This is a genomic window from Psychromonas algicola (genome assembly GCF_004378355.1).
Lineage (GTDB): Bacteria > Pseudomonadota > Gammaproteobacteria > Enterobacterales > Psychromonadaceae > Psychromonas.
In genome coordinates this window covers 1-16,934 of record NZ_SNUB01000028.1, presented here as the reverse complement: position 1 = coordinate 16,934, position 16,934 = coordinate 1, and the positions used below count along the sequence as shown (strand labels likewise).

18 protein-coding genes are annotated in these 16,934 nt (G+C 36.6%); 4 read left to right on the top strand and 14 right to left on the bottom strand.

Annotation, left to right across the window (positions count from 1 at the left end; translation table 11 throughout):
* Positions 1-25: 25 nt before the first annotated feature.
* The 5 genes from E2R67_RS12910 to E2R67_RS12890 all read right to left on the bottom strand — a co-directional run bounded on the left by E2R67_RS12910 (position 26) and on the right by E2R67_RS12890 (position 6,018).
* Complete coding sequence (locus E2R67_RS12910) at positions 26-997, bottom strand: Solitary outer membrane autotransporter beta-barrel domain (RefSeq protein ID WP_166739388.1); 972 nt, start codon at positions 995-997, stop codon at positions 26-28.
* Positions 998-999: 2 nt separating this feature from the next.
* Entirely contained in the window at positions 1,000-2,409 is a 1,410-nt protein-coding gene (locus E2R67_RS12905) for a cobyric acid synthase (protein ID WP_243837022.1), read from the bottom strand.
* 126 nt (positions 2,410-2,535) lie between these two features.
* A complete protein-coding gene (gene aroG, locus E2R67_RS12900; RefSeq protein WP_134291370.1) occupies positions 2,536-3,588 on the bottom strand; it encodes a 3-deoxy-7-phosphoheptulonate synthase AroG in 1,053 nt (350 codons plus the stop codon).
* 131 nt (positions 3,589-3,719) lie between these two features.
* Entirely contained in the window at positions 3,720-4,967 is a 1,248-nt protein-coding gene (moeA, locus tag E2R67_RS12895; RefSeq protein ID WP_134291369.1) for a molybdopterin molybdotransferase MoeA, read from the bottom strand.
* Between the two features lie 133 nt (positions 4,968-5,100).
* On the bottom strand, positions 5,101-6,018 hold the full coding sequence (locus tag E2R67_RS12890; protein ID WP_134291368.1) for a LysR family transcriptional regulator: 918 nt from the start codon (positions 6,016-6,018) through the stop codon (positions 5,101-5,103).
* A gap of 219 nt (positions 6,019-6,237) precedes the next feature.
* Here E2R67_RS12890 and E2R67_RS12885 point away from each other — a divergent pair, with 219 nt between their 5' ends.
* On the top strand, positions 6,238-7,452 hold the full coding sequence (locus tag E2R67_RS12885) for a pyridoxal phosphate-dependent aminotransferase (RefSeq protein ID WP_134291367.1): 1,215 nt from the start codon (positions 6,238-6,240) through the stop codon (positions 7,450-7,452).
* A 61-nt stretch (positions 7,453-7,513) separates the two neighbouring features.
* On the opposite strand, the gene rlmM is transcribed toward E2R67_RS12885, so the two are convergent.
* The 8 genes from rlmM to hemA are packed head-to-tail and all read right to left on the bottom strand — an operon-like array spanning position 7,514 to position 14,505.
* Complete coding sequence (gene rlmM / locus E2R67_RS12880; RefSeq protein ID WP_134291366.1) at positions 7,514-8,599, bottom strand: 23S rRNA (cytidine(2498)-2'-O)-methyltransferase RlmM; 1,086 nt, start codon at positions 8,597-8,599, stop codon at positions 7,514-7,516.
* Between the two features lie 41 nt (positions 8,600-8,640).
* Positions 8,641-9,030 carry a DUF423 domain-containing protein gene (locus tag E2R67_RS12875; protein WP_243837021.1) on the bottom strand — a complete coding sequence of 130 codons (390 nt, stop codon included), beginning with the start codon at positions 9,028-9,030 and terminating at the stop codon, positions 8,641-8,643.
* A 10-nt stretch (positions 9,031-9,040) separates the two neighbouring features.
* On the bottom strand, positions 9,041-9,886 hold the full coding sequence (kdsA, locus tag E2R67_RS12870) for a 3-deoxy-8-phosphooctulonate synthase (RefSeq protein ID WP_134291364.1): 846 nt from the start codon (positions 9,884-9,886) through the stop codon (positions 9,041-9,043).
* A gap of 54 nt (positions 9,887-9,940) precedes the next feature.
* Complete coding sequence (locus E2R67_RS12865; protein WP_243837020.1) at positions 9,941-10,843, bottom strand: SirB1 family protein; 903 nt, start codon at positions 10,841-10,843, stop codon at positions 9,941-9,943.
* A 2-nt stretch (positions 10,844-10,845) separates the two neighbouring features.
* Positions 10,846-11,232, bottom strand: coding sequence for a SirB2 family protein (locus E2R67_RS12860; protein WP_134291363.1), 387 nt, complete (start codon positions 11,230-11,232; stop codon positions 10,846-10,848).
* A gap of 24 nt (positions 11,233-11,256) precedes the next feature.
* Positions 11,257-12,096, bottom strand: coding sequence for a peptide chain release factor N(5)-glutamine methyltransferase (gene prmC / locus E2R67_RS12855; RefSeq protein ID WP_134291362.1), 840 nt, complete (start codon positions 12,094-12,096; stop codon positions 11,257-11,259).
* On the bottom strand, positions 12,097-13,188 hold the full coding sequence (gene prfA, locus E2R67_RS12850; RefSeq protein ID WP_134291361.1) for a peptide chain release factor 1: 1,092 nt from the start codon (positions 13,186-13,188) through the stop codon (positions 12,097-12,099).
* Between the two features lie 51 nt (positions 13,189-13,239).
* Positions 13,240-14,505, bottom strand: coding sequence for a glutamyl-tRNA reductase (gene hemA, locus E2R67_RS12845; protein WP_134291360.1), 1,266 nt, complete (start codon positions 14,503-14,505; stop codon positions 13,240-13,242).
* A gap of 245 nt (positions 14,506-14,750) precedes the next feature.
* Between hemA and E2R67_RS12840 the strand changes: the two genes are divergently transcribed.
* From E2R67_RS12840 to xthA, 3 genes are all read left to right on the top strand, one after another.
* Positions 14,751-15,173, top strand: a complete 423-nt coding sequence (locus tag E2R67_RS12840; protein ID WP_134291359.1) for an outer membrane protein assembly factor BamE — start codon at positions 14,751-14,753, stop codon at positions 15,171-15,173.
* Positions 15,174-15,360: 187 nt separating this feature from the next.
* Positions 15,361-15,597 (top strand): TIGR02647 family protein, encoded by a 237-nt coding sequence (locus tag E2R67_RS12835; protein ID WP_134291358.1) that lies wholly within the window; start codon positions 15,361-15,363, stop codon positions 15,595-15,597.
* A 122-nt stretch (positions 15,598-15,719) separates the two neighbouring features.
* Entirely contained in the window at positions 15,720-16,526 is an 807-nt protein-coding gene (gene xthA / locus E2R67_RS12830; protein ID WP_134291357.1) for an exodeoxyribonuclease III, read from the top strand.
* Positions 16,527-16,582: 56 nt separating this feature from the next.
* Here xthA and E2R67_RS12825 read toward each other — a convergent pair.
* A partial coding sequence (locus E2R67_RS12825; protein WP_166739387.1) for a DUF4174 domain-containing protein occupies positions 16,583-16,934 on the bottom strand: 352 nt, incomplete at its 5' end.

Here is a 16,934-nt window from a genome sequence, read left to right as displayed (position 1 = left end):
TTAGATAGGCTGCAACATCTTCATTTTATTCATTAAAATAAAGTATTAGCGATCCCCCACTAACTGAGCTGCCATAATTAATCGCAAGCCCAAAGCCAATATTATCTAATAATGAAATCGCGTTATTAGTGTCGATAACCCAGCCAAAACTAGTTTCATAATAATAACTTTTTTCTGCCATCACATCTAAATCTCCAATGACCTCAACGCGTTTAAAATCAATTGAGAAAAAATCATCAATCCCCCACACATTAGGCGCTTTAATATTAAATTCGATGCCATTAGTAATATGCCAAGCTTCAGGATTGATACTATCTCTACGTTTAACTGAACCACCTATACCATGCCCATAAACATAATTAATATTATGATGTGCTCTCCAAGTTCCCCATTGCTGCTGTTTTTTGTAACCGATACCTACTTGGGGTTCAATCATTGCAACTAAGGCAGTGGTATTAAAAAGCTGACCATCGTAATCACTTTTTATTGAATTAGAAACACCATCCCCATAATCATAATTATTTTTATAGAAAGTTAAATGAGTACCAAATGCAGACTCCACATACCATTTATCGGTAATGTGAAAATATTGAGAATAGTTTCCGTAAAGACCAAAGGTGTGATTATGTAATTGGTCGCTAGTACCTGCAACAATTTCATTATTGCGTTTACTTGAAATGTAATAAGCCCTAACGGTAATAGCATGATCCCAAGCATCGCTTTTAGGCTCTAATTCCCAAGTATAAGGAATGGTGATTGCATCCAATCCATTTTTATAAAGTTGAGTTTCTTCTGTGCCAAAACCTGGATCGTTTATCTGTAAATCATAGTTAGCAAAACCAAACTTTAATGAATTGGTATTCGACATCAATGTCGCTATTGAAAGGTTTTCTTCAATGGAGTTAAGATCTAAATGCTCTTTTGCTTTAGCAGTATAAATTACAAAAAAATTGATCAATATAACAATGCTAAATAGATGAGGCTTAATTTTAAACAAGTTTATAACCAACCATGTTGCTCAAACATATCGGCCAATTTATCCAATTCTTGGTCAACATGCTCTTTCCAATTAATACCATTTTCAGCGCCTCCAAGTTGTTTCATAAACCAATTATAAAAAACGGCGTTATCAAATAAACCATGAAAATACGAAGTATAAACATTGCCTTGCTGCCAACCAATATCCTTGCAAATAAAACTATCAACAGAATCACTTAGCACATGACTTTCACCGTGATGTATTTCATAAGCTTCTAGTTGCGATCCTTGCCACTGTAATTTTTTTTGCAATGTTGCTTTGTTATGAGCAAGGGTTGTAGTTAGATCGATTAAGTTTAAACCTTTCTTATCACCATCCTCTAACAATAATGGATCTTTAATGTTATTTCCAAGTATTTGTAGCCCTCCACAAATACCTAAGACTAATTTATTGCTTTGACTAAATTTAACCAGTTCTTTATCTAACCCCGTTGTTTCTAGGAAATGTAAACTTTTTCCACTATTTTTACTACCGGGTAATATCACAGCATCAAACACAGAGAGATCTTGATTATTTTGTATTGGCACTAAGTTAATATCACCTTGATAAGTTAATGCATCAAATTCATCTAGGTTAGAGGCATAAGGATAATAAATAAGTGCAACATTAATAGCGCCTCGTTGCCATGTTGATCCTAAGCGAAAGCTATCTTCTTCGGGAAGTTGGTGTCTGTGATAAGGTAAGTTAGCGACCGTTGGAATACCTGTTTTTTCTTCTAACCATTCCATCGCATTACCTAATAACTTAGGATCACCTCTAAATTTATTAAGTACAAAGCCTTTTATTAACTTCTGCTCTTCTTTTGCTAAACAAGCCCATGTACCTAATAAATGCGCAAAAGAGCCGCCTCGATCAATATCCGAAACAAGGTAAACATCAGCTTGGCAAGCTAATGCAACACTCATATTTACAATATCGCCGTCACGTAAATTTATTTCAGCAGGACTGCCCGCTCCTTCGATAATGATTTGGTCGTATTGTGTTTGTAGTGTTTCTAGTGCAGTCACTACATTAGGCCAAATCAATTTCTTTCTTTCTCTCCAAGGCATGTTAGAAAGATAACTATCTACTTTGCCATTAATAATAACCTGGCTAAATGTTTCTGCACTGGGTTTTAAGAGAACAGGATTCATTAAAGCAGATGGTTTTATTTTAGCTGCTAGCGCTTGTAAATATTGAGCGCGTCCCATTTCTAAACCATCTTCGGTGATCGCGGCATTATTACTCATATTTTGTGCTTTAAATGGGGCGACATTAACGCCTCGATTAGCAAGTAAACGACACATGGCAGTGACAATCAGAGATTTACCTGCATCACTAGTACAACCTAATACCATGATTGGTTTTTTTTTAATGGTTAGAGTATTCACTTAAAAATGTTACCTTGCCGTTATATTTAAAAAATACTTAAAGACAAAAAAAAGCACCGTCAATAAACAGTGCTTAAGTTTTAGCTAATAAATGCGCTGAGAGTTAACTCCTCAGGGAAGACGAAATTAACCACGTCTAGTTGAAACAGCATTTGATAATTCAGCTAATAGCGCTTCAGTCGCATCCCAACCGATACATGCGTCAGTAATACTTTGACCATAAGTTTTCGCAACACCATCACATAAATCTTGACGGCCTTCAACAAGATGACTTTCAACCATAACACCTGAAATTGCTTTATCACCAGACGCAATTTGCGTTGCAACATCAGTACAAACTTTCATTTGATTCTCAAATTTCTTTTCTGAGTTTGCATGGCTAAAGTCAATCATTAACGTTTCAGCTAACCCTGATTTTTTCAAATCAGCTTTGATTGCAGCAACATGTTCAGCACTGTAATTTGGCGCTTTACCACCGCGTAAAATAATATGGCAATCAGGGTTTCCGGCAGTTTCAACAATAGCACTATGCCCAAATTTGTTTACAGATAGAAAATGATGCGAAGCATTGGCTGCTCCAATTGCATCAACAGCAACTTTAATCGTACCGTCAGTACCATTTTTGAAACCAACTGGGCAAGATAAACCAGAAGCTAATTCACGGTGAACTTGTGATTCAGTCGTACGTGCACCAATTGCTCCCCACGACATCAGATCAGCAACGTATTGTGGTGTGATCATATCTAAGAATTCAGTCGCAGCAGGTAATCCCATTGCATTGATATCTAATAATAATTTACGAGCTGTACGTAAACCTTTATTGATATTAAATGTACCATTTAATTCAGGATCGTTAATAAGACCTTTCCAACCTACTGTTGTACGTGGTTTTTCAAAATAAACACGCATAACAACTTCTAGTGTATCTTTATATTTTTCACGTAGCGGTGCTAATTTTGCAGCATAGTCTAATGCAGCTTCGGTATCGTGAATTGAACAAGGACCGATAATCACTAATACGCGGTCATCTTTGTCACTTAATATTTTGCTGATTGCATTACGAGAACCGGCAACAGTTTGACTGATTTCAGAAGTTGCAGGAAACTTTTCTAAAAGCGCGATTGGGGGTAGTAATTCTTTAATTGCTTTAATATTGACGTCGTCAGTTTTAATCATAATATTTTCCAGAGCACATTCTTGTGCTTATAAATTGTTATTTAATATTGGTTTATCTTACATATTCATTGTTTATCGTACATTTCATAGAAACCAAAGGTCCTAGCAGCTTTTAAGTCACAAAAACTAAAGCATCAGTCCATTAAAGGACTATAGGGTTCAACCGTCACCGTTTCCCCTGCTGCTACATTGCCTCGGTCCTGCTCGAGAACAATAAAACAATTTGAACGGCTCATTGAGCTAAATACGCCAGAGCCTTGATTGCCTGTTGTGCTGACAACCCATTTTCCCTGTTCATCCAGCGAATAAAATCCTCGTTGAAAATCAGTTCTACCAGGTGCTTTATGCAAAGCTTCTTTACAAGTTGCATTAAAGCGTAAAGCGGGTTTTAGCTTTTCCCCACTCATTTTTGCCATTGCTGGCACTGCCAATTGGTATAAGGTCACGATAGCGGAAACAGGATTTCCTGGCAACCCAAAAAAGACACTGTTTGGTAAACGTCCAAAAGCAAATGGCTTTCCTGGTTTAATCGCTAATTTCCAAAAACCAATTTCACCGATTTCATTTAAAACTTCTTTAATAAAATCTGCTTCGCCAACTGAGACACCGCCACTTGAAATAACCACATCTGCTTGCTGGTCTGCTTTTAACATAGCTGCTTTGATTAAGGCATAATCATCTTTAATGATACCTAAATCAATTACTTCTACATTTAAGCGAGATAACAAAGCCATAATGCTATAACGATTACTATCGTAAATTTCGCCTTGTTGTAACGTTTCACCTAAGCTTCTTAATTCATCACCTGAAGAAAGAACAGCCACTTTTAATTGACGATAAACATCTACCGTTGCGACACCTAATGAAGCTAGCAGAGGAATATCTCTCGGCGTGAGTTTATGACCTTGTTGTAATACTTGCTCCCCGACTTTTAAGTCTTCACCAACAAAGCGAACATTATTGTTCACAGTAGGCGCATGTTTAAAAGTAATTAACTCGCCATCAGCTAAACATTGTTCTTGCATCACGACACAATCTAAACAATCAGGAACCACTGCTCCGGTCATAATGCGGATACAAGATCCTGCTTCTACATTCCCATTAAAAGGAGAGCCAGCAAAAGATTTCCCAACCAGTTTTAATTGAATGGTATTACTTTCTGAAGCGGCTGCAAGGTCATTTGCATGTAACGCATAACCATCCATTGCAGAATTATTAAATGGAGGAACATTTTTAGATGAAATAACATTATCCGCTAAAGTAAAACCCAGAGCCTCTGATAAAGGTAAAGTGATCTTCTCACAAACCTTTGACAATGAATTTTGCATTGTTTCTAATGCATCAGATAACGGCATTAAACCTTTCGCGTTACAACAGCTCATATTACCAACTCTTATTTTTATACCTATTTTCAGTGTGCTTTATTGTGTCTTTTTCTGGCTTAGTCTGCAAATGATGAAATGGCAAAACAGCAGTAAGATCAATGATTAGCTATAAAATTATTATAAAGAATAATCACTCAGGGACTTTTATACCTTTTAAATTAACAAAACAGCTTTCAATGGCCGTTGACATAAAGTCTTCAATAAAAGCTAAAGACTTTTGTTCTTCACGAACGGCGGCATAAAGCGTACTCCAAACCCCTTCTTTTCCTAAACGACGAGCAACCACATAATCCTTCTGTAAATATTCAAATAAAGCCCAATTAGGTAAACCTGCGACACCTCTTCCACTGGCAACCAACTGCAGCATCATTAATGTCATATCCGCATGGCGGATCTTTGCAGGAGAAATACCTTCAGGAATTAAAAATTTATTGAAAATATCCAAACGCTCTTTTTCAACAGGGTAAGAAATTAATGTTTCTTGCGCTAAATCTTCCGCTTCAATATAAGTTTTATTTGCCAATCTATGATGACGGCTTAATGCCAACATGGATTGATAGCTGAACAAAGGAATGTAAGTAATGCCTTCGATTTCCTGTGGGTCAGAAGTCACCACTAAATCCAAATTACCTCGTTTTAATGCAGGTAAAGGTAAAAAACTAAAACCACTTGAAAAATCTAACTCCACTTCAGGCCAACTATCTCTGAATTTATCGATAGCAGGCATTAACCATTGGAAGCAAGAATGGCATTCAATAGCCATATGTAAACGCCCTGCATCACCGGAGGCAAAACGAGATAAGTCACGTTCTGCGGTGCGAATTTGCGGCAGTACTTGATCTGCCAATTCTAATAAGCGTAAACCAGACACTGTAAATCGAATAGGACGAGACTTACGAATAAACAATGAACAATCTAAACGCATTTCTAATTCTTTAAGCTGATGTGATAAAGCAGATTGTGTTAAATGAAGTTGTTTTGCAGCTTCAACTAAACTCCCCGTTTTATTCAATGTAGATAATGTTTTTAAGTGTTTAAATTCGATCATTTTTATTCCTAACAATGCACAAGCTATTTATAGTAATTGATAATATTAATAATACGAATAGATTTTAGTGAATGATTGAATATAAGTAATAGCAATTATCATAAAATAATCTTAATTTACTGACAGATAATTACCTTTTCAACTTCACTAAATCAGTTAGATAAGGTACTTTAACTAACTATTAAAAGGATTAATAAAAATAGGACTTAAGGGGTTCAAATGTATTCGATTATTCGTTCAAATAAATTAGATAATGTCTGCTACGACATTCGTGGTCCAGTGCTAAAACAAGCACTGAAATTAGAAGAAGAAGGCCAACGCATTCTTAAATTGAACATTGGTAATCCCGCCCAATTTGGTTTTGAAGCCCCAGAAGAAGTATTGATTGATGTTATAAAAAACTTTCCTAATAGCCAAGGTTACTGTGACAGCAAAGGCTTGTTTTCTGCGCGTAAAGCGGTGATGCAACACTATCAAGCAAAAGGTTTATTATCATTAGATACCGATGATATTTATATTGGTAACGGTGTCAGTGAATTGATTGTAATGGCAATGCAAGGTTTACTGAATAACGGCGACGAATTATTAGTACCAGCTCCGGATTATCCATTATGGACGGCAGCGGCTAATCTCTCTGGCGGTAAAGCAGTACATTATGTTTGTGATGAAGAATCTGACTGGTTTCCAGATATTGATGATATCAAATCTAAAATAACCTCTCGCACTAAAGGCATTGTTTTAATTAATCCAAACAATCCAACGGGTGCGGTTTACAGCAAAGAACTGTTAGAGCAAATTGTCGAATTAGCACGCCAACATAACCTCATTGTATTTTCCGACGAAATCTATTCAAAAATTGTTTATGACGATGCGGTACATATTCCATTGGCAACATTGGCTGATGATATACTCATTGTGACTTTCGATGGTTTATCTAAAGCTTATCGAGTGTGTGGATTCCGTGTCGGTTGGATGATGATCAGCGGCGCGAAAAAACAGGCTCGAGATTATATATCAGGGATTGAAATCCTTGCGAGCATGCGATTATGTGCGAATGTACCGATGCAACATGCCATTCAAACCTCATTAGGTGGCTACCAAAGTATCAATGAATTAATCGTACCGGGTGGGCGTTTATATGACCAAACGCAAACAGCTTGGAAACTATTAAACGATATTCCAGGTATTTCATGTGCGAAACCAAATGGTGCTTTATACCTGTTTCCTAAATTAGATCAAAAACGTTTTAACATTAAAGATGATCAACGTTTTGCGATGGATTTATTAATGGAAGAAAAAATATTGATCGTACAAGGCACGGGATTTAACTGGCACAAACCGGATCATTTCCGCATTGTTTGTTTACCGCGTGTAGATGAAATGGCAACTGCGATTAAGAAGATTGGTAATTTCTTAGATGGTTACAGTCAATAAGCTTTTTTTTAAAAATAAGAGCTGTTTTCAAACAGCTCTTATTTCTATTCTTACAAGTCCTTTATAATGGGCCGTAAATTTTATCAGTTAAACGAACATGTACCGTTATTTCTTCTCTATCATGATACAAATGCTTCGCTTGTAGTTCATAATTAAACCCTGCTTCATCAATCATATCTGTTAGTATTTTCAAATCATCCGTTGCTTCTTGATAGCGTTGTTTCATTGGTAACTTAAGGTTAAAAATAGCCTCTTTACACCAACCATCAATCAACCATTGCCCCATCAATTTAGCGACACGCTTTGGTTTTTCAATCATGTCACAGACTAACCAATGGATATTTTTACGCTCAGGCTCAAATTTAAATCCATCTTCCATGTAATGCGTTACTTGCCCCGTGTCCATTAAACTTTCAGCCATTGCACCGTTATCAACACAACTTACAAACATACCGCGTCGTACTAATTGATAAGTCCAGCCACCTGGACAAGCACCTAAATCCACGGCACGTAAACCTGAATGAGCACGTAACGCTTGCTCTTCTTTGGTTAAGAAGGTTTGAAAAGCTTCATCTAGCTTCAATGTCGAACGACTTGGCGCGTCATTGGGAAAACGTAAACGCGTGATCCCCATATGCTCTTCACTACGATTATTAGGAATTGAATAACCAACATAAGCGGTTTCATAATCCATAAAACAAACATGTAAACGGCGTTTTTTCGGATTCTCTTTATTGGTTAAATTATTATTCTGTTTGAGTTTTTGTCTAAAAGGAACTGTAAACTTACGGCAGAAAGTAAGCAAAGGTTTAGTTTCATCACCTTCAGGACATTCAACGTAAACATCACCAGCCATCGGTAAGTTTCGTGTGATTTCCAAGATAGGAGCGATACGATCTTCAGCGGGTAAATCTTCAAGCAAGGCCACGGCAACAATCATTTGTCGGGCAAAAATTAGTTGCGTAAAGTTTAGTTGCTCAGCTAGCGATTCTACTTGTGATGGGTCATAACAATGATATAAAACAAAGCCGCTATTTTTAAGTGTTTTGATATAGCCAAACACTTCCAACTCACTTGCTTTTGCTTGAATTTCGTTAGCACAATCATTTTCGAAACCCGGACGACAATATAATAGAATACCTAACATACCAACCTCAATTCACTCATTGGTTAAAATAATGCGAATCTTTATTTTTGTTTGAATAACATACTTATGCCTAAACACAACCATGCACAAATAAGCAGCAATCCACCTAATGGTGTGATTAACACTAATAATTTTGAACCTAAAAAAACTAAATAATACAAACTACCGCTAAAACAGAAAGTCCCTAAAGTGAAAAACCAAAGACTTAATGATATTAAACGATGGGGGAATAACGAGCTAATTAATGCAACAATCAATACTGTAATGGCATGAAATAGTTGATATTGCGAGGCGGTTTGCACTTGAGTGATTTGAGCAGGAGTTGCCCAAGTAGATAAACCATGACTTGCATAAGCACCAAGCATTACTGCTGTTGCGCCTAAAAAGGCGGCAACAACAATAAAATAACGAGATTGATTAGATAAGGACAAGAGGAATCGCTTATTCTGTATCAATCGCATCTAAACTTTTAGCTAACTCATCCATTTGTTTCATTTGCGTTAAGAATGGAACTAGCTTATCTAATGGTAATGCACATGGTCCATCACACTTAGCATTTGCTGGATCTGGATGCGATTCTAAGAATAAACCAGCAATACCTTGAGACATACCTGCTAAGCCTAGTTGTACGACTTGGCTACGACGTCCATCCGCACTATCGCTACGCGCACCCGGTTTTTGTAATGAATGAGTGACATCAAAAATGACAGGATAAGTGGTTTCTTTCATGGTGCTGAAGCCTAACATATCAACCACTAAGTTGTTGTAACCAAAACAACTACCACGTTCACAAAGAATAATTTTATCATTACCTGCTTCTTTAAATTTAGTAATGATATGTTGCATCTCATGAGGCGCTAAAAACTGTGCTTTCTTAACATTAATCACCGCATTCGTTTCAGCCATAGCTTGTACTAAATCTGTTTGGCGACTTAAGAAAGCGGGTAATTGAATCACGTCAACGACTTCAGCAACAGGCTTTGCTTGATAAGGTTCATGTATATCAGTAATGATTGGCACATTAAAAGTTGATTTTATTTCTTCAAAAATACGTAGACCTTCTTCTAAACCTGGACCTCGATAACTGTTGATAGAAGATCGATTTGCCTTATCAAAAGAAGCTTTAAATACATAAGGAATATTTAATTTAGTGGTTGCCTCAACATAGGTTTCAACCATTTTCAATGCTAGATCGCGAGATTCTAATACATTCATTCCACCAAATAAAACAAAAGGAAGATCATTAGCAACGTCTATGTTACCTACTTTTATAATTTTCTGACTCATTGATACTCTCTTATTAGTTAACATATTCGGTTAACAAAAGTTATAAATTGTTAATTAATGAATGGTTTGAGTATTTAACTCTTCACTCATTCGCGTAATTTGTTGTTGTAGCAAACTCACAATAGGATCTTTAGGGCACTGCTCAATGAAATAAGTAAAATCATTACAGGCTAACTGAAAACAATCCAGTTGCTGGAATAGAAAACCACGATCTCTTACTTCATAAGCATCATCAGGATCAAGACGTAATAAAATATCACTACATAATAAAGCAAGTTCCACTTTATCAGCTTGCATATAAGATGCTTTTAAAACGCTAATATAACGTTTAATAATGGTTTCATTATTATCAACCTTTAACATCTCAGGTGTTAAGCGTGCATGATTACCTAATTGACCACGAACTTTTAATTCCAAATGTGCAGTATCAACTAATTCTCCATTAAAAGGATCGATATAGATAACTTTCCCTTCAAGATCGACTTGCACAATAAAGCCGCTTGGAAAACAAATTCCATTTGCTTCAAAACCTGTTTCTTTAAGCATTTCAATTAATAAAATGCCTAAGCTAATAGGCACACCTTTACGACGTTTTAATACCTTGGATAACAATATGTTTTTAACTTTAAAAAATGTTTTCCAATCGCCACAAAAACCCTGTTTATCATAAACATGAGTTAATAAAAGTTTTAACTTATCTAGGTCGTGCAAGGTCTCTTTTTTAAACTGAGATTTAAGCACAATCATTTGCAAACGTAATGCATCTTGAAATTCGATCACAGATTGCCCTGTTATCTCATATTCAGTCATTACAGCTAGTTGTAATAACGAATATTGACTGTAATCGATATCTTCATGAATAATGTTTAAATCAACATTATTTTGCTCCGCAATCAAGGGTTCAACTAATGCTTCCGTTATCGGTTGCTCAATAAGATTTTGTTCATCTAATTCCACAATTACCCCACTAAGAAAATGGCTTGTTTTGTAATAGCCAATTTAGCAATGAAAATTAACCAACCAAATGCCCCGATAAAAGTTAACCATTGTATATGTGATTTTGTTTGTTCCTTCAGTGCCACTTGCACCATGATAAAATAAGCAACAAAAGCAATTAGCTTTTCTAATAACCAGTAACCGCTCGCAACCAACGGATTAAAATGCAATAACCCCATTAATACGATACCTAACACAACAATAGTGACATTAGAATGTATGTGTATTTTCTTATAAACCGCTTTTTGTGAATTTGGATGGCCTGACTTCAACCAGTAAAAACGTAATATAAACATAACAACGGCTAATAAAATAAACGTTAGGTGTGCATGCTTTAAAATTGAATACATAATTTCCCTACTTATAATAATTATTTAAAACGCTTTATACCCTAATGTAACACGATCATTACCAGCGTAATCTTGATAACTTTTAATATTAATAAAAGCACAATCAGTGAATATCTTTTGTACTGCTTCTGCTTGCTCGAAACCATGTTCGAACAACAAACAGCCATTGGCCTTTAAATATGCGTCAGCATTTTCACAAATATGACGAATATCAGATAACCCTTGCTCATTAGCCACTAAGGCAGAGAGAGGCTCAAAACGGACATCACCTTGAGATAAATGATGGTCTTTTTTATCGATATAGGGAGGATTGCTCACAATAATATCGAATTGCCCTTCTATATTTTCAAACCAATTGCTTTGCTTTATTTGTACATTATCGAAAGCCAAATGCTCGCGGTTCTCATTGGCAAGTTTAACGGCTTCTTTATTTGCATCAACACCAACGCATGTAGCATTAGGTAGTTCACTGGCAAGTGCTAGAATAATTGCACCAGTCCCCGTTCCTAAGTCTAAGATATGTAGATTGGTTTGTGCCTTTTCAAGGGCTTTTTCAAGTGCAATCTCAACCAGCACTTCAGTATCGGGCCTTGGTATTAAGGTACTGTTATTGACCTTTAATGATAACGACCAAAATTCACGCTCCCCCGTTAAATGAGCAACGGGTTGACCAGCCACACGTTTTTCTATCAAACTTTCAAATTCAGTCTGCTGCTTAGCGGTTAGCTCACGTTCAGGCCAAGTCATCAAATAAATAGTTTCTTTACCTAATGTAAAAGCTAATAAGACCTGCGCATCTAATAAAGCAGAATCGCTATTGACTAGCAAAGACTCTGCCCACACTAACGCATCATCAATACGCAATTACAGTGTACCTTGTGCAAGAGCGGCTAATTTGTCCGCTTGGTCTTCCTGTAAAATTGGATCAAGCAATGCGTCTAGTTCACCTTCTAACACTTCATTTAAACGATAAATAGTCAGATTAATACGGTGATCACTTACACGACCTTGTGGGTAGTTGTAAGTACGGATACGTTCACTTCGATCGCCACTTGCCACTAAGCTACGACGAATATCTTGCTCTTCTGAGTTGTTTTTTTCATCTTCCGCTTGTTGTAAGCGCGCTTGTAGTACCGACATCGCTTGTGCACGGTTTTTATGCTGTGAGCGTTGATCTTGACATTCTACTACTGTCCCAGTTGGAACGTGAGTGATACGAATGGCTGAATCGGTTTTATTAACGTGCTGACCACCGGCGCCCGAGGCACGGAAAGTATCGACTTTTAGATCCGCAGGATTAATCGAAATCGCTTCTGATTCAGGAATTTCAGGCATCACGACAACAGTACATGCAGAAGTATGAATACGACCTTGAGATTCAGTTTCTGGAACACGTTGAACACGGTGACCACCTGACTCAAACTTCATTAAACCGTATGCGCCCTCGCCTTCAACTTGCATAATAACTTCTTTGTAACCACCTTGATCACTTTCGTTGCTATTCATGACAGTTACTCGCCATTTTTTGCTATCACAATACTTACTGTACATACGGAATAAATTTCCTGCAAAAATAGCCGCTTCATCACCACCTGCACCGGCGCGAATCTCAATGAAACAGTTACGATCATCATTTGGATCTTTTGGTAAAAGTAAGATTTGCAAATCATCAGCTAGCTTTTCAACGGTTGCTTTAGCTTCAACGACTTCATCTTCCGCCATCAAACGCATATCTTCGTCATCATCTTCTAACATTAACTCAGCGGCAGCCTGATCTTCTTGTGCCGACTGGAAAGCTTTAAAGCACAAAACAACTTCTTCTAACTGAGAGTATTCTTTGGTTAATTCGCGGTACTTGGTTTGATCATTAATGGTATCTGAATCACCTAATAACGCTTGAACTTCTTCATAGCGTTCAACTAATATTTCTAATTTTGCAACAATTGATGCTTTCATGTTTTTCTCTTTTTATGAATAGGTTAATAGCTAAGCTACTGTTCGTATTCGTTATAACTCATCTTGCTGGGTTAACCCCAACGTCATTCTGATTAACGCTAAATCTTGTTCATTACCCGATTGGCTTACACTACTCAGAGCTTGGCTTGGATGATGAATTAATTTATTAGTTAATTTAAATGCAAATTCTTTTAATACTTTCTCACTATCGCTACCATTCGCTAATGCAGTAATAGCACGTTGTAATAATTCATCTCTTAATTGCTCGCTGTTTTGACGATATAAACGGATACTTTCAACCGCTTTTAATGATTCTTGCCATGCGCTGAAATCATCAACGCAGGTCACTATAATTTTCTCAGCTTCAATTGCTGCTTCAACTCTAGCTTGTTTGTTCTCTTCAATAATTCCCTGTAAGTCATCGACACTATAAAGATAAGCATCGTTTAATTCAGAGACTTGTGCTTCGATATCACGAGGCACTGCAATATCAATAAATAACATAGGTTGATGACGACGACTTTTTAAGGCAGTTTCGACCATGCCTTTACCAATAATAGGTAATGGGCTCGCCGTTGAAGAAATAATAATATCTGATTCAGCAAGATGGTTTGGTATTTCACCTAAAGTAATAGCTGTTGCATCAAATTGTTCAACCAGATCCATTGCTCTTGCTAAGGTGCGATTGGCAATAGTGATATTAGGCACTTCATGTTCAAGTAAATATTTACCCACTAATTCGATGGTTTCACCAGCACCAATTAATAAAACTCGACTCTGTTTTAAATCACTGAAAATCTGTCTCGCTAAACAAACAGCCGCAAAAGCCACTGAAATAGCATTGGCACCTATTTGTGTTTCTGTACGAACTCGTTTAGCCACACTGAAGGCATGTTGAAACCATTTATTGACGATTTTATTAACCGCTTGGGCTTGGCTTGCTGTCGCAAAAGCCTGTTTAATTTGCCCTAAGATTTGAGGTTCACCTAGTACAAGTGAATCTAAACCACAGGAAACTCTAAACAAATGTGCCACGGCTTCCTGATCACGATAACAATAAAAGTTATTATCGAAACTGCCGGCTTCAAGTTGATGAAATTGCGTTAACCAATTTAATAACTGCGTATTCTGCTCACCATCAAAATCACAATAAATCTCTGTGCGATTACAGGTTGATATGATCACCGCACCTTCAACAAAAGGTTGCGCTAACAAATCAGCATAGGCGGGTAATAAAGATTCAGGCGCAAAGGCAACCTGCTCTCTTAACCTGACAGAGGCTGTTTGATGATTAATTCCTAACGCAAATAGTGGCATTTATATAATTCACAGTTACAAGAAAGTGGAGAAAAACAAAAGAGCTGAATTCTACGTAAATTTGCGGCAAATTTAAAGCTAACTCTGTTTCTGTTGGCTATTTAGTTTTATTTTTAAACAATTAAGCGAAAACGGTTGTCTAATAGAGCACAAACATAACATTTATTCGCTTATATTTTTACATATATGCTTTGCTTGGGTATTATCAGAGCCCAAATATTTATCACTTACATATTGACGAGACTATGAAAATTAAAAACATACTTGCCTGCTTGATGATCGCTTTCTCTGTTTCAGGATGCTCTTATTTATACGATAAATTTGTATATCAAATAGATGTAACACAAGGTAATTATATTGAAGATGATAAATTACAAAAATTAGAAATCGGGATGACACAGGAGCAAGTTATTTTTGTATTAGGCTCGCCTATGTTGATAGACCAATTTGATTCTTCAAAATGGTACTACATTCGCTACATAAAACCAGGCGGTCAACCAGCCCAACAGTCAGAGATTATATTAACCTTTAACAATAGAAAATTAACGAATATTGTCAGTGAAAACACTGATCAAAAAAATCCGTTAATTAAAAACCCTAAAAGCAAAAATGAACCTAACGAAGCCGCAGAAAGTGGACAAGCTAAAATTCCACCAACATCTGAGTAGCCACTAAGTTTAACAAACAGGGATTCTCAACATCCCTGTTTACACCGCATTTAAGTGCGCCAAATCACCTTTAATAACAAAATTTTAGCGTCAATTGATCTAGCCCAAACTCCCTTTCAGTAAACTTTGCTTTTTGCTAAGCCAAGCCTATGATGAAAACTCCTCTCAGCAATAAAAGTGAATAAAGATGACTAAAAATTACTCTGATACTTTTTTCGAAGAAATGAAACTATTAGCTAAATTCCCTCAAAAGTCACAACTAGAAGGATTAAAAGTTCACAAAGATGCCGACCAGTCTGTTATTCAAGCTGCACAATCTCTTTTTGATAAAGGCCTTATTTCACAGCACGATGGAGGTTATTTAACTGATAGTGGTTTAGAAATCACTTCTCACCTTCATCATGTACTCGTTGCTTTAGCTTAAATCATTTCTTAACAATGCGATAAATAATAAACTTCATTAATTACCTTGTTGAGTAAATAAGCTCAACAAGGTACATTCAGCCTTTTGATTCTCAGATTCATACCATAAAGGGCGATTTATCTATGAAAGTTATTTCATTTAATATTAATGGGCTTCGCGCTCGTCTTCATCAATTACAAGCAATTATCGATAAACACCAGCCTGATGTTATTGGTCTACAAGAGATCAAAGTACACAATGATGCTTTCCCTGTTGAGGCCGTTGAAGCCATGGGATACCATGTTTATTATCATGGGCAAAAAGCCCATTACGGGGTCGCCATGCTCTGTAAACAAAAACCAACGGCTGTTCAATATGGCTTCCCTACTGATAACGAAGACCATCAAAAACGTATGATCATGGTGACAGTGGACGATGAAAACGGACAGCCTGTACATATTTTAAATGGTTATTTTCCTCAAGGTGAAAACCAAACTCATGAAACGAAGTACCCTTATAAGCGTCAATTTTATCAAGACTTAAATACTTATCTTAATGAGCATCATACTGCTGAAGAGCAAGTGATAGTGATGGGTGATATTAATATTTCCCCATTAGATTTAGATATTGGTATTGGTGAAGTGAATGCTAAACGTTGGTTACAAACTAAGAAATGTAGCTTTTTACCAGAAGAGCGTGAATGGTTAGCAACTTTAATGGATTTTGGTTTCACGGATACTTTCCGTCTGTTACACCCTGAAGAAAATGAAAAATTCAGTTGGTTTGATTACCGCTCTCGTGGTTTCGATGATAATCGTGGTTTACGCATTGATGTTGTTTTAGCCACAGCACCATTGGCAGAAAAAACAGTAGAAGCAGATATTGATTATGAATTAAGAGGAATTGAGAAACCATCAGATCACGCCCCTATTTGGACTGAGTTCGCTTAACCATAAATAACCTTACTATAAAGTAAAGCAGCAAGCAGAAAGTAATGCTTGCTGTTTTACTTAAGATGCATTTCTTGTTGTCGCATTGGCATGGCATCTATGGTTGAGAAGAGTATTTGTAGATCAACACTCTTTTTTTGAGATTTAATCCCACCGTCTTTTCCTATTAAAGTCACGGTATTTTTTTTAAGGCGATATTCTTGCTGAATATTTTCCATGAACGACTTGGATAATGAACCTGAATCGGTATCGATTGGGCCGATAAAAAACATGATATCTGTGAACACCCAAACCACACTGAAATATATAATTACTCCATTATCAAACATAAACCAAAAGCATTGCATGAATGGGCAATGACACTTAAAACTCGTTACCCAAATAAACAAATAGCGGTTGTCTGTGAAT

Bases quoted from the DNA above. Each gene is read 5' to 3' on its own strand.
- kdsA (WP_134291364.1), bottom strand. From the start codon at position 9,886: ATGAGTCAGAAAATTATAAAAGTAGGTAACATAGACGTTGCTAATGAT.
- hemA (WP_134291360.1), bottom strand. From the start codon at position 14,505: ATGCCACTATTTGCGTTAGGAATTAATCATCAAACAGCCTCTGTCAGG.
- E2R67_RS12835 (WP_134291358.1), top strand. From the start codon at position 15,361: ATGACTAAAAATTACTCTGATACTTTTTTCGAAGAAATGAAACTATTA.
- E2R67_RS12840 (WP_134291359.1), top strand. From the start codon at position 14,751: ATGAAAATTAAAAACATACTTGCCTGCTTGATGATCGCTTTCTCTGTT.
- moeA (WP_134291369.1), bottom strand. From the start codon at position 4,967: ATGAGCTGTTGTAACGCGAAAGGTTTAATGCCGTTATCTGATGCATTA.
- xthA (WP_134291357.1), top strand. From the start codon at position 15,720: ATGAAAGTTATTTCATTTAATATTAATGGGCTTCGCGCTCGTCTTCAT.
- E2R67_RS12860 (WP_134291363.1), bottom strand. From the start codon at position 11,232: ATGTATTCAATTTTAAAGCATGCACACCTAACGTTTATTTTATTAGCC.
- E2R67_RS12885 (WP_134291367.1), top strand. From the start codon at position 6,238: ATGTATTCGATTATTCGTTCAAATAAATTAGATAATGTCTGCTACGAC.
- E2R67_RS12890 (WP_134291368.1), bottom strand. From the start codon at position 6,018: ATGATCGAATTTAAACACTTAAAAACATTATCTACATTGAATAAAACG.
- rlmM (WP_134291366.1), bottom strand. From the start codon at position 8,599: ATGTTAGGTATTCTATTATATTGTCGTCCGGGTTTCGAAAATGATTGT.
- prfA (WP_134291361.1), bottom strand. From the start codon at position 13,188: ATGAAAGCATCAATTGTTGCAAAATTAGAAATATTAGTTGAACGCTAT.